Source organism: Stutzerimonas sp. VN223-3 (genome assembly GCF_045999685.1).
Taxonomy (GTDB): domain Bacteria; phylum Pseudomonadota; class Gammaproteobacteria; order Pseudomonadales; family Pseudomonadaceae; genus Stutzerimonas; species Stutzerimonas stutzeri_AR.
The window spans coordinates 622,543-635,670 of the sequence record NZ_RBEC01000002.1 but is presented as its reverse complement, the minus strand read 5'-3'; the positions used below and the strand labels follow the sequence as shown (position 1 = coordinate 635,670).

General features: G+C 60.4%; 12 protein-coding genes. 6 read left to right on the top strand and 6 right to left on the bottom strand.

Going from position 1 to position 13,128, the window contains the following annotated elements:
• Window positions 1–4 precede the first annotated feature (4 nt).
• Together D7241_RS11815 and desA are read right to left on the bottom strand one after the other, a co-directional pair.
• Window positions 5–1,003 carry a GGDEF domain-containing protein gene (locus tag D7241_RS11815; RefSeq protein ID WP_408101685.1) on the bottom strand — a complete coding sequence of 333 codons (999 nt, stop codon included), beginning with the start codon at window positions 1,001–1,003 and terminating at the stop codon, window positions 5–7.
• Between the two features lie 140 nt (window positions 1,004–1,143).
• Window positions 1,144–2,334, bottom strand: coding sequence for a delta-9 fatty acid desaturase DesA (gene desA / locus D7241_RS11810; RefSeq protein ID WP_408101684.1), 1,191 nt, complete (start codon window positions 2,332–2,334; stop codon window positions 1,144–1,146).
• Window positions 2,335–2,675: 341 nt separating this feature from the next.
• On the opposite strand from desA, the gene D7241_RS11805 reads away from it, so the two are divergent.
• Genes D7241_RS11805 through D7241_RS11790 form a run of 4 tightly spaced genes read left to right on the top strand, consistent with a single transcriptional unit; the run spans window position 2,676 to window position 7,554 of the window.
• Window positions 2,676–3,062 (top strand): response regulator, encoded by a 387-nt coding sequence (locus tag D7241_RS11805; protein WP_255982781.1) that lies wholly within the window; start codon window positions 2,676–2,678, stop codon window positions 3,060–3,062.
• A gap of 46 nt (window positions 3,063–3,108) precedes the next feature.
• Window positions 3,109–5,517 carry a PAS domain S-box protein gene (locus tag D7241_RS11800; protein ID WP_408101683.1) on the top strand — a complete coding sequence of 803 codons (2,409 nt, stop codon included), beginning with the start codon at window positions 3,109–3,111 and terminating at the stop codon, window positions 5,515–5,517.
• Entirely contained in the window at window positions 5,514–5,900 is a 387-nt protein-coding gene (locus D7241_RS11795) for a response regulator (protein ID WP_408101682.1), read from the top strand. The genes D7241_RS11800 and D7241_RS11795 overlap by 4 nt, the downstream gene beginning before the upstream one ends.
• Complete coding sequence (locus D7241_RS11790; RefSeq protein ID WP_408101681.1) at window positions 5,893–7,554, top strand: diguanylate cyclase; 1,662 nt, start codon at window positions 5,893–5,895, stop codon at window positions 7,552–7,554. Before D7241_RS11795 ends, D7241_RS11790 begins: the two co-directional genes overlap by 8 nt.
• Window positions 7,555–7,627: 73 nt before the next feature.
• Here the strand turns inward: D7241_RS11790 and D7241_RS11785 are convergent, their stop codons facing one another.
• On the bottom strand, window positions 7,628–9,121 hold the full coding sequence (locus D7241_RS11785; RefSeq protein ID WP_408101680.1) for an aldehyde dehydrogenase: 1,494 nt from the start codon (window positions 9,119–9,121) through the stop codon (window positions 7,628–7,630).
• Between the two features lie 204 nt (window positions 9,122–9,325).
• On the opposite strand from D7241_RS11785, the gene D7241_RS11780 reads away from it, so the two are divergent.
• Window positions 9,326–10,645, top strand: coding sequence for an aspartate aminotransferase family protein (locus D7241_RS11780; RefSeq protein WP_408101679.1), 1,320 nt, complete (start codon window positions 9,326–9,328; stop codon window positions 10,643–10,645).
• 68 nt (window positions 10,646–10,713) lie between these two features.
• On the opposite strand, the gene rpmG is transcribed toward D7241_RS11780, so the two are convergent.
• Both rpmG and rpmB read right to left on the bottom strand, forming a co-directional pair.
• Complete coding sequence (gene rpmG / locus D7241_RS11775) at window positions 10,714–10,869, bottom strand: 50S ribosomal protein L33 (protein ID WP_025243687.1); 156 nt, start codon at window positions 10,867–10,869, stop codon at window positions 10,714–10,716.
• An 11-nt stretch (window positions 10,870–10,880) separates the two neighbouring features.
• A complete protein-coding gene (gene rpmB, locus D7241_RS11770) occupies window positions 10,881–11,117 on the bottom strand; it encodes a 50S ribosomal protein L28 (RefSeq protein WP_019339373.1) in 237 nt (78 codons plus the stop codon).
• 577 nt (window positions 11,118–11,694) lie between these two features.
• On the opposite strand from rpmB, the gene D7241_RS11765 reads away from it, so the two are divergent.
• Window positions 11,695–12,480 (top strand): IclR family transcriptional regulator, encoded by a 786-nt coding sequence (locus tag D7241_RS11765; protein WP_408102324.1) that lies wholly within the window; start codon window positions 11,695–11,697, stop codon window positions 12,478–12,480.
• 14 nt (window positions 12,481–12,494) lie between these two features.
• Here D7241_RS11765 and D7241_RS11760 read toward each other — a convergent pair whose 3' ends face one another.
• Window positions 12,495–13,073 (bottom strand): TetR/AcrR family transcriptional regulator, encoded by a 579-nt coding sequence (locus D7241_RS11760; protein ID WP_408101678.1) that lies wholly within the window; start codon window positions 13,071–13,073, stop codon window positions 12,495–12,497.
• Window positions 13,074–13,128 lie beyond the last annotated feature (55 nt).

Below are 13,128 nucleotides of genomic sequence, written 5' to 3'. Positions count from 1 at the left end.
AGCGTCAGGCAACAATCACCTGATTTTTGCCCAGACGCTTGGCGGTATACATCGCCGCATCGGCGCGCGCAAAAAGCGAACTGAGATCTGGATCGCTGGCCCTGAGATAGGTCACGCCTAGGCTGACGGTGACGCCGAAACGCTGCCCGTCGGGACTGGTGAAGACCAAGCGCTGAATCTCGCGCTGCAAGCGTTCGGCGATCTGCTCGGCGAGGTCCGGTTGGCAGCCCGGTAACAGCAGCGCGAACTCCTCACCACCGATGCGTCCGAACAGGTCGCCTCGACGCAGCACCGACGAGCCGCACTGGGCGACGCGTTGCAGCACCTGATCGCCCATCTGATGACCATGGGTATCGTTGATCCGCTTGAAATCGTCGATGTCCAGCAACTGGAACGCCAGCGGCGTGGCGTACTGCCGGGCCAGGTCGAATTCGCGCTGGGCGCATTCGAAGAAATGCCGGCGGTTGCTGCTCTGGGTCAGTACATCAATGGTGGCCAAGCGCTGCAGCTCGCCTTCGAGCTGCTTCTTTTCGGTGATGTCTTCGGCAATACCAACGATAATCGGCCCGTGCGTGCTGTCTGCGTTGCGCGCGACAAAGCACTTATCGCTGAGCCAACGCAGCTGCCCGTCAGCGCGGATGATGCGGTACTCGCGCTCCTCGACAGCGCCCTTGTCGAGCACGTCTAGCATGCTTTTCTGCGCGTATTCCAGGTCATCCGGATAGATGCTGTTGCGCCATTCACCGAAGTCCGACAGCAATAGCGCGGCAGAGCGGCCAAAAATCTGCTCGTAGGCGGGGCTGACGTAAATCATCTGCTGGGCCTGCCAATCGAAGGCCCAGAGCACCGCATTGACGGCGCCCATCAGTGTGCTGAACAGCTGCTCGCGCTCGCTTAGACGATCGGCCTCGGCGCGAGCATGCATCAATGCTAAAAGGGTCTGCGCCTCGGTCGGGGGAAGAATGCCAACCCCCGTTTCGCTTCGCTGCTTCACCAGATTCATACCTGCGTTCCAAAAAGAGCGCCAGGCACCGGCGGAGACCCGCTGAGAACTGTCGCTACAGCACTAGAATGCAGTTCAGAGAGTGCCGGTTGAGCAAAGTTCCAGACGGCGCGCCAGCCGATGGTCGCGCCGATGGAAGGTCACGCGTGGGCGGCGGCCGGCCTGAGCGAATAGGTTTTCAGGTGATCGGCGAATTCGCGCAGCGACTGAATACCGCTGGTTTCGGCGTCCTGCACCCATTGTTTGATCGCCGCGAGCATTTCGTGGCCGTTGGCGCTGGTGCGGGTCCAGATCTGCTGCAGCGCAAGACGATGCTCGTAGATCACCCGCAGCGATTGGCTCTGCTCGAGAATCACGGCAATGCGCGCCTGTTGCTCATGCTGCAGAAGGCTCGGCTCCCGCGCCAGCAGGCGTTTGGCTCGGCGGAACTGATGACGTACCGACGCATCGGCGCGCTGCAACTCCAGGCGCACCAGCGGCTTGATCACCAACTTGCGGTACTGCGCCATGATCTGAAAACGGTTGTTGAGAATCGCCATGGCGCTGTCCATGTCCAGCTGATGCTTGGGCGTGACGCGGTGCGCGATGGGTGCGGTGCGGTTTACCGTCGCCAACCCGAACAGACTGAACAGCTTGATCCAGGCCCAGCCCATGTCGAACTCCCATTTGCGCACGGACAACTTGGCCGAGTTCGGGTAGGTGTGGTGATTGTTGTGCAGCTCTTCGCCACCGATAAGGATGCCCCAGGGCAACAGGTTGGTGGCCGCGTCGCGACACTCGAAGTTGCGATAGCCCACCGCATGCCCCAACCCGTTGACCACCCCGGCGGCCCAGAACGGGATCCAAATCATTTGCACGGCCCAGACGGTCAGGCCGATAACGCCGAACAGCGCCAGGTCGAGACCAAGCATCAGCACGATGCCGAGATTGGGGTAGAGCGAATAGAGGTTGCGCTCGATCCAGTCGTCCGGGCAGTTCTTGCCGTAGATGCGCAGGGTCTCGGGATTCTTCGACTCTTCCTGATAAAGCTCGGCGCCTTTGCGCAAAACGGTGATCAGCCCCTTTTGTACCGGGCTGTGCGGATCATCGGGGGTTTCGCATTTAGCGTGGTGCTTGCGATGAATCGCAGTCCACTCGCGGGTGTTCATCGCCGTGGTCAGCCACAGCCAGAAACGGAAAAAGTGCTTGAGCCCAGTGTTCAGCTCGAGCGAGCGATGTGCCGAATAACGGTGCAGATAAACGGTGACGGCGACGATGGTCACGTGCGTCATAAGCAAGGTGGCCGCAACCACCTGCCAGGCAGAAAGATCGAGAAAACCGGTGTACCACATAGTGCTGCAGCCTCGCAGTGAAGGAACCATGGTCGGCAGATGCCAGCCAACGACATTATCTTCTCACGGCGGCGTATTGCCGCACCCGCCCGTCGCACAAGAGTGGTTTGTCGACAGGTGCCACGGAACGCGTACCGGGCGGGTGAATGCAGCCGCACCTCGACTAGCCATGAGAATTATTGCCGGGGGGCAAAGTCGAACTTGGACGGCAAGCGTCGGCGTCCTGCCGCGACATATATTCGGTGGGCTATTTTCATCGAACGCTACGTCAGCAGCCTAGCAAGCTGGCAAACTGCCCACTTTCGACCGATTGATAACCCACCTGTCGACGGAGGCACCGCATGATCGAGTTAAAACGGATTCTGCATGTCGAGGACGATCCGTCCATCCAGGCGGTTGTAAAAGTGGCGCTGGAGGCAGTCGGCGGTTACCAGGTGCTGTCCTGCTCGTCCGGCCAGCAGGCGTTGGAAGAAGTCGAACGATTCGTCCCACACTTCATCCTGCTCGATGTGATGATGCCCGGCATGGGCGGCACGGAAACCCTGACCAGGCTCAGCGAGCGGATCGATCTGACACAGGTGCCGGTGGCATTCATGACCGCGAAGGTCCAGCCCGTCGAAATCGAACACCTGCGTAACCTGGGCGCGCGTGATGTGATCGTCAAGCCGTTCGATCCGATGCGCCTGGCCGGTCAGATCCAGGCAATCTGGGAAGCCAGCCTACAATAGGCGCGCCGGCAACCTGCCCCTTCACCCAGCGAGATAGGCTAGCCAGATGGATTCACCGAAAGCGATGCGGGCACCCTCCCCTCCGCCAACCCGCGAATTGTCACGGCTCGCCGCGCTATTGCGTTACGAGATTCTGGACACTCCCGACGATTCCGCCTTCGACGATTTTACCCAGCTGGCCTCGTACATCTGCGACACCCCTATCGCATTGATCTCGTTGGTCGATGACCGTCGCCAATGGTTCAAAAGCCGACTCGGTCTGAACGTCAGCGAAACCCCGCGCGAGATATCCTTCTGCACTCATGCCATCGAAGGCCAGGGCATCTTCGAGGTCACCGACGCACAACAGGACCGGCGCTTCTGCAACAATCCACTGGTGACCAGCGATCCGGGCATTCGCTTTTACGCTGGCGCCCCCCTGACGACGCCGGATGGCTACAACCTCGGCACCCTTTGTGTGATCGACCGCCAGCCAAGGCAGCTCAGCGACGCGCAGCGCGAGGCACTGGTACGTCTAAGTCGGCAGATCATGAGGCTCTTCGAACAACGCCTGCAGGCTCACCGTTACGCTGAGCAGGCAGCCTTGCAACAGGCCCTGCTCAACAGCGCCGCGAGCGCCATGCTGGTCACCACCGCCGAAGGATGTATCTCGGGCATCAACCCGACCGCCGAACGCCTGTTCGGCTACACCGAGCAGATGCTGGTCGGCCATCCGCTGACCTCAGCACTGTTCCCTCTGGAAACCCTGGCCCGGCGCGCCGCCATTCTCAGCAATGAATTGGGCACGGCCATCGAGCCGGGGTTCGCTGTGCTGATCGCGCCACTGCTCGAAGGGCGGCGGGAAATGCGTGAGTGGCGCCTGCTGCACCGAAACGGCGACAGCGTACCGGTGCTGCTGAACGTCTCGGCGATCCATGACGAACGCGAGCTGCTGCGCGGGTACATCGTCAGTGCCTATGACCTGGCCCACCAGGAGCACTTGCAGCTGCGACTGCAGCAGATCGCTGCGCAGGTGCCAGGGATGCTATTTCAGTTCTGCTGGCGGCCCGATGGCAACAGCTCCTTCCCCTACCTCAGCGAAGGCGTCGAAGATATCTACGGTCTCAGCGCCGCCGAAATGGCACCGGGCATCGGCCCGATCTACTCCATGGTTCATCCAGGTGATCGGGTGCGCGTGCTGGCGAGTATTCGTCACGCCGCTACTACCCTGACACCCTGGCATTTCGAGCACCGAATCGATCACCCGCGCAAGGGTCTCATCTGGGTCGAAGCACGTGCGACGCCGATGCGCCAGGCCGATGGCTCCGTGCTCTGGCACGGTCTGGTGACCGACATCACCGAGCGCAAGGCCGAACAGCTCGAGCTGGACAAGCAGCAGGAAATCAATCGGCGTCTGCTCGAAGCCCTGTCCGAAGCCGTTATCGCCTGCGATGCCGAAGGCAATCTGACCTTATTCAACAACACCGCCCGGCTCTGGCACGGCCTCGACGCGCAACAGTTGGCGCCGGAACAGTGGCCGCTTATCTACCACCTCTTCCACGCCGACGGCGTGACGCCAATGTCGCTGGAAGAGGTCCCGCTGATGCGCGCCCTTCACGGCGAGCACATCCGCAACGTCGAGATGACCATCGTGACTCACGGCACGACACGACACGTGCTGGCCAATGCCGATCCGATGTTTGGTTCCAATGGCCAGCAGAACGGCGCTGTGGTGGTGCTGCACGACATCACTGAACGCAAGCAGATCGAGATCTTGCAGCGCGACTTCGTCTCTACCGTCAGCCATGAGCTGCGCACTCCGTTGACCTCCATTACCGCCTCGCTGGGACTGATCTGCGGACAGGTAATGGGCGAAGTGCCTGAGCACCTGCAGGAACTGCTGGATATCGCCCACCAGAACAGCAAACGCCTGAGTGTGCTGATTGACGACCTGCTGGATATTGACAAGCTCTACGCCGGCAAGATGCGCTTCGAGCTGGAGCTGCAGCCGCTGCAGCCGTTGCTGGAACAGGCGCTTCGCAGCAACCAGGGCTACGCCGATAGCTACGCTGTGACTATCGAGCTAGGCGCGTGCCCTGCGGTCCTGATCAATGTCGATACGATGCGTCTGGAACAGGTATTGAGCAATCTACTCTCCAACGCATCTAAATTTTCACCAGCCGGCCAAACCATCGAGTTGTGGAGCGAAGCGGTGGGCGATTGCCGAGTACGTGTAAGCGTTCGCGACAAAGGTCCGGGAATCACCGAGGCGTTCCGCGAGCGGATCTTCAGCAAGTTTGCGCAGGCGGACTCGTCGGATACTCGCCAGCAAGGCGGCACCGGCCTTGGCCTGGCCATCAGCAAGGAGTTGATCGAGCATATGGATGGACAGATCGGTTTCGATTCGACGCCTGGCGAAGGTGCCTGTTTTTGGTTCGAGCTGCCTTGCGAGCCCGCTGAAGAGCTGCAACCGTGAGACCGTTGCAGCGCATCCTGCATGTCGAGGATGTGCCATCGATTCAGGTGGTGACCCGTATTGCCCTGGAAAAGCTCGGCGGCTTTCAGGTGCTCAGCTGCGCCTCTGGCCAGGATGCGCTGGACCAGGCCCAGCAATTCGTCCCGGACATGATCCTGCTGGACGTGATGCTGCCGCAGATGAGCGGCCTGGAACTGCTGCGTCAGCTCGCGCTGCAGATTGATCTCCCCCAGACGCCGGTAGTACTGCTGACAGGGCAGCAGGAGCCCGCCGATCTAGCCGAACTGAAACGGCTTGGCGTGCGAAGACTGCTGCAAAAACCCTTCGATCCCTTGCAACTGGCGGCACAATTGAACGAAATATGGGAAACCGAGCATGACTAATGGCGGCAGCGACGCGCTGCAGAGCCAGCTGCAAGCACTAACCGATAAATTTGCCGAGCGGCTGCAGCAGGAGCTTCCTGAACTCGAACAAGTCGCCGAGCAACTGCAGCACACCCGTGAACGCGAGCAGCGCCGGGCGTTAGTGCTCGATATCCGCGAGCGGTTGCATCGCCTGGCCGGTACGGCCGGCACCTTCGGTTTCACCGCGCTCGGGCAGCAATCGCGATTGCTCGAACAGCGGGCCGACCACTGGCTAGATGCGGCCAGACCCAGCAGCCAAGCACTCACCACGCTGGTCCCGGCGATCCGCCAACTGGTCGCCGAAGCGCTATCCGGCGCACTTGAAAGAAAGACCCTAGAGCACCACGACGGGCGCGGGCAATTGAACGCCGGCTGCCGCGTCTATTTGCTGGAGAAGGACTCCGATGCCGGACAGGAAATGTGTCAGACCCTGAATAACTTTGGCTATGACGTGCTGCAATTCCCGGAGATTGCGTTGTTGCAAACCGCCATCAACGGGCAGCCGCCGGACGCGCTGATCGTCAGCCAGCACGACGATGAGTTGGCCGCGGTGAGCGCGCTTCAGCAGCGGCTGGAAACACCCTTGCCGCTGCTGGTGATCAACCATCGCATCGATTTCGACAGCCAGCTGGCGGCGGTTCGCGCCGGCGCGCAAGGCTACTTCACCCGGCCGGTGAACATTACTCAGCTGGAAAGCAGCCTCGAACACTGCCTCAACCGTCAATTGAGCGAGCCGTACCGAATTCTGATCATCGATGACGATGCCGACCTCGCGGCACGTTATAGCTTGGTGCTGCGCAATTCACAGATGCTGGTGCAGACCTTGAGCGACCCCAGCAAGCTATTCGAGGTCATGCATGCGTTCAACCCGGAAGTACTGCTACTCGACGTGAATATGCCCGGCTGCTCTGGCCCGGAGCTGGCGCAGATGATCCGCCTGAACGACGAGTGGCTGCGGGTGACGATCATCTACTTGTCTGCCGAAACTGACATCAACCGGCAGATGGCCGCCTTGCTGAAGGCTGGCGACGATTTCATTACCAAACCCATCAGCGACAACGCGCTGATCGCCGCCGTGTACTCCCATGCTCAGCGCGCACGATCACTGAGCACGGCACTGTCGCGTGACAGCCTCACCGGCCTGCTCAAGCACGCCGACATCAAAGAACAGGTGGCGCTGGAGGTGGAACGCTCGCTGCGCAACGGCAAGCCAGCAAGCGTGGTGATGGTCGATCTCGATCATTTCAAGCAGGTCAACGACCAGTACGGTCATGCCGCCGGCGATAACGTGATTCGCTCGCTGGCCAATCTGATGCACCAACGGTTGCGCCGGATCGACAGCCTCGGCCGCTACGGCGGCGAAGAGTTCGTGGCGGTACTGCCCGATTGCACCACCGAGCAAGCCTGGCAGATTTTCGACGAAATCCGCCAGCGCTTCTCGGCGTTGCGTTTCCATGCAGGCGCGCAGACATTCACCGTGTCCCTCAGCGCCGGCATCAGCGCGACCGATGGACACGCCAGCGCCAGCGCACTATTGGAGCACGCCGATCAGGCCCTTTACGTTTCCAAGCACAAGGGCCGCAATCAGGTTCAAATTGCACAACAGCCGGAAGCTGGACGCGAATCGGTCTGATCGGCGAGAAGCTCATTGGATGTAAAGCGACATCCACCCTACTTACGCTCCGGCTTCAGCTTCCAGCTGCTTCTTAAAGCTTTATCCAGGTAGCTTTCAGTTCGGTGTACTTGTCGAAGGCATGCAGCGACTTGTCGCGGCCATTGCCGGACTGCTTGAAGCCACCGAACGGTGCGGTCATATCGCCGCCATCGTACTGATTGACCCAGACACTGCCGGCCCGCAGCGCCTTGGCCGTCAGGTGCGCCTTGGACAGGTCCGCCGTCCATACCGCAGCGGCGAGGCCGTACGGGGTGTCATTGGCGATAGCGACAGCTTCCGCAGCGGTATCGAAGGTGATCACTGACAGTACCGGGCCGAAGATTTCTTCCTGAGCGATCTTCATCGCATTGCTAACACCGTCGAAAATGGTCGGCTCGACATACAGGCCGCCCGTGTCTTCCATGGTCCGCTGGCCGCCGATGAGCACCTGAGCGCCATCGTTACGACCGGCCTGGATATAACCGAGTACGGTATCGAGTTGCTGGGTATCGACCAGTGCGCCGACATTCGTGGCCGGGTCCAGCGGATTGCCAGGCTTCCAACCCTTGAGCGCCTCGACCACCAGCGGCAGAAAACGCTCCTTCACCGCGCTTTCCACTAGCAGGCGCGAGCCGGCGGTGCAGACTTCCCCTTGGTTGAAAGCGATGGCACCAGCGGCGGATTGTGCCGCGGCTTCGAGATCGGGCGCATCGGCGAAGACGATGTTCGGGCTCTTGCCGCCCGCCTCCAGCCAGACGCGCTTCATGTTCGACTCGCCGGCATAAATCATCAGCTGCTTAGCCACTCGTGTGGAGCCGGTGAAGACCAGGGTGTCGACATCCATATGCAACGCCAGCGCCTTGCCCACGGTGTGTCCATAGCCCGGCAGCACGTTGAGCACGCCTGGTGGGATACCGGCCTCGATAGCCAGCTGCGCCACGCGGATCGCGGTCAACGGCGACTTCTCGGAGGGCTTGAGCACCACCGAGTTGCCGGAGGACAACGCTGGACCAAGCTTCCAACAGGCCATCATCAACGGAAAATTCCACGGCACGATGGCCGCCACTACCCCAACGGGTTCGCGCGTGACCAGGCCCAGTTGGTTATGTGGCGTCGCTGCCACTTCGTCGTAGATCTTGTCGATCGCCTCGCCACTCCAGCGCAGCGCTCGTGCTGCACCCGGAATATCCACGCTCAGTGCATCGCTGATCGGCTTGCCCATATCGAGGGTTTCCAGCAGCGCCAGCTCCTCGGCATTAGTTTCGAGCAAATCGGCAAAGTGGATCATCACCGCCTTGCGCTTGGCCGGCGCCAAACGCGACCAGATGCCAGATTCGAACGCCATGCGCGCGCTGATCACGGCACGGTCAGCATCGGCTTGGTCACAGCTCGCGACCTGCGTCAGCACCCGCCCATCGACCGGGCTGATGCAGTCGAAACTGACAGCCGCGCTGGATGCGGTGTATTCGCCTTGGATAAAGGCCCGCCCTTCGATGCGCAGGTCGCGGGCACGCTGTTGCCAATCGGCGAGTGTCAGGGTGGTCATGGGGCGTCCTCGGTATCTGTCGAATAATCAAAAAAGGCACCCTAAACCAGCGATACCAGACCTATCAATATTTTTTACGAAATGGCGGTTTCAGCCTTGTTTTGTTCGTTTTATTAAACATAGACTCGATGGAGCCGCGAAGCGAGCGGCATGTGCCTCCTCAGAGCATAGAACACCGAACCCACGAATTTCCCGGAGCGAGCCATGGCCAACGATCCCGCCGCATCTGCCGATCATTTCTGGATGCCCTTCACTGCCAATCGTCAATTCAAAGGTAGTCCGCGTCTATTGGAAAGTGCCGAAGGCATGTATTACACGGATACCGACGGGCGCCGGGTAATCGATGCAACGGCGGGGCTCTGGTGCTGCAACGCCGGCCACGGCAGGCGGGAAATCACCGAGGCGGTGAGCAAGCAGATCGCTAGAATGGATTTCGCGCCGACCTTTCAGATGGGACATCCGCTGCCATTCGAACTGGCCGAACGTCTGGCGCAGATAAGCCCGGCCGGGCTCAATCGTGTGTTCTTCACCAACTCTGGTTCCGAATCGGCCGATACCGCCTTGAAAGTCGCGCTGGCCTATCAGCGAGCGATAGGCCAAGGCAGCCGCACCCGCCTTATCGGTCGCGAACTGGCCTATCACGGGGTCGGCTTCGGCGGCATCTCGGTGGGCGGCATGGCCAACAACCGCAAGGCTTTCGGCGCGCTGTTACCGGGCGTCGATCATCTGCCGCACACCCTTGACCTACAGCGCAACGCGTTCAGCAAGGGCCTGCCGCAGCACGGCGTGGAAAAGGCCGAAGAGCTGGAGCGGCTGATTACTCTGCACGGTGCGGAAAACATCGCGGCGGTAATCGTCGAACCGATGTCCGGCTCGGCCGGGGTGGTCCTGCCGCCGCTGGGCTATCTGCAACGCTTGCGCGAGATCACTGCCAAACACGGCATTGTGCTGATCTTCGACGAAGTGATCACCGGCTTCGGGCGGGTCGGTGAGGCTTTTGCCGCCCAGCGCTGGGGCGTCACGCCGGACATTCTTACCTGCGCCAAAGGTCTGACCAATGGCGCGATTCCCATGGGCGCGGTGTTCGTCGATGAGAAGATCCATGACGCATTCATGCACGGCCCGGAAAGCGTCATCGAGTTTTTCCACGGCTACACCTATTCCGGCCACCCGGTGGCCTGCGCCGCCGCGCTTGCGACTCAGGAGATCTATCAGCGGGAGAACCTGTTCCAGAAAGCCATCGAAATCGAGAGCTACTGGCAGGATGCGCTATTCAGCCTGCAGGGGCTGCCCAACGTGACCGATATCCGCACCGTCGGCCTGGTGGCGGGCATCCAGTTTGCCGCTCACGCCGATGGCGTCGGCAAACGCGGCTACGAGGTGTTCCGTCAGTGTTTCGAGGATGGATTGCTGGCCCGCGCCAGTGGCGACACCATTGCTTTGTCGCCGGCGCTGATTGTCGAGCGCGAGAACATCGATGCGATGATCGAGCGCCTGGCCGATGCCATTCGCAAGGCGGGGTGACCGAAACCGCAACGCCAAAAACGAAAAAACCCGCCGAGAGGCGGGTTTTTCCTTCAAGGGCCGATCAATTACTTGATCTTGGCTTCCTTGTACATCACGTGCTTGCGTACGACTGGATCGAATTTCTTGATTTCGAGCTTGTCGGGGGTGGTGCGCTTGTTCTTGTCGGTGGTGTAGAAATGGCCGGTACCGGCGCTGGACACCAAACGGATCAGGTCACGCATGATAGTTCTCCTTAAACCTTCTCGCCGCGAGCGCGGAGTTCAGCCAGAACGGCGTCGATGCCGCGCTTGTCGATAACGCGCATGCCCTTGGCGGTCAGACGCAGACGTACGAAGCGGTTCTCGGACTCGACCCAGAAGCGATGATGCTGCAGGTTCGGCAGAAAACGACGACGGGTTTTGTTGTTCGCGTGGGAAATGTTGTTCCCGGTTACCGGACCCTTACCGGTAACTTGACAGACTCTCGACATGCCTCAGCCCTCTAAAACCACATGCCCAACCCGGCATGGGTTGGCCGCTTGAATTCACTAGTCATTTGGCGCTCAGCGCCACGTTTCATTGGGGTCTTACCGGCTACGCTGCAAGCGAAGAAACCGGGCCCCTAGAAAAGAGCGCTGCTTTATATCAGAAAGCCCCCTGAGCAACAAGCGCGGAGTGACTTTTCCTTGCTAGCTGTGCAAACCCAAACGCGCCGCAGACGGCGCTTGTGCCAGGCTTGCGGCGATCTGCCGTTCGTCGCGCTGCAGACGGTTAGCTTCCTTAATATAAGGAAAGGATGACATCGAACTGTCGCCTGAACCATCGAGGGCCACGCTTCGCCACAACCCCTTCGGTGCAACGGCTTTTCAAGCCGTTAAGTTAGCTTGTCGGGACCATGGGTGAATTATCATTTTACTGTGCGAAATGTTGTGTCGTTAAACGATACTATGCGCTAACTTTTGTACATCAATAACGACGACGCCAGCTTCAGCGCGCGGCATCTGCCAGCCAATAAGGCGATCTGCTATCGTTCGCCCCCGCTGCCCACTACCAGACAGAACCGATACCATCATGAGCGACATCGAAGATACCGAGAGCCCCAAGGACCGCAAATTCGTCGAGGCTCTTTCCCGCGGCCTGGATGTGCTGCGCGCCTTTACCCACGGCTCGGTGGTGATGGGCAATCAGGACATCGCTCGGATCACTGGGCTGCCCAAACCCACCGTGTCGCGCATGACCTACACGCTGACCAAGCTCGGCTACCTCAGCTACTCGCAGCAGCTGGAGAAGTACCAGCTCGACTCCGGCGTGCTCGCATTGGGCTACGCCTACGTTTCCAACCTGCGTGTGCGCCAGCTGGCCAAGCCCTACATGGACGAGTTCGCCCGTCGTACCAATACGACGGTGGGCCTGACCTGCCGCGATCGTTTGTCGATGATTTATATCGAAAACTGTCGCCCCGCCGAAGTTTCGACGCTGCGCATGGATGCCGGCGTGCGCCTGCCACTGGCCACCACCTCCGCTGGTCGCGCCTTTCTAGCAGCCACCCCGGAAAAAGAGCGCGAGCATTTGATGGCGGCGCTGGAAACCAAGTATGGCGACGACTGGCCGGCGATGCAGCAGTCGTTGGAGGAATCGTTCAGGGAGTTCCGTCAGCACGGCTTCTGCCTGTCACTGGGCGATTGGGACCGCAACGTGAAAGCCGCTGGTGTGCCGCTGCACCTGGCCGATGGCAGCATCATGGCGCTGACCTGCGGTGCACCGTCGTTCCAGCTCAGCGAGGAAACCCTGAAGGGATCCCTGGCGCACCAGCTGGAAATGCTCGCGCGCGATATCGAAAGTCTGGGCGTCTGAGCCTAGCGCTGCCACTAGACCCTGACGCTGGCCCAAGCGATCTCGGCGAGCAGATCGCGACAGTCGGCCAATTGCGTTCGCGAACGCCCGGCTAGCCAATTGCGCGCCATGTCATGACAGGGTCCGATTACCACCGCTAGAAAGCAATCGCCCGGCATCCGTCGAAAGGCCCCGCTTTCACGGTGGCGCCGCAGGATCGCCCCGACCCGCTCGCCATGGGCATGATTGACCTCACGCAGTCGTTCACCCATCTCCCCGGCCTCGACCCGCCCACGGTTGTGCAGGACGAAGCGTGCCCAATCCGGGTTCGCGACGACCCAGTCAATATAGCTGGTGACGAACAGCCTGACGCATGCCTCGGCATCCAGCGTCTCGATCAGCCCGGCCTCGAGCAGCGCGGCATACTCACCGATGCCTTCCAGATACAGCGCAGCAATGATTCGCTCGCGGTTCCCAAAGTGGTGATAGAGGCTGCCGATGCTCGCGCCGGAACGGTCGCGGATCATTTCGATGGTGGTGGCCTCCACCCCATGCTCGGTAAAACAGGCCAGCGCGGCCTGAAGAATTTCCTGCTTGCGACTACTACGGGCCATTCGGGCTCCAAAGCTTACTAGAATAATTTTCTAGAATTATATTCTGCCGTTCGTA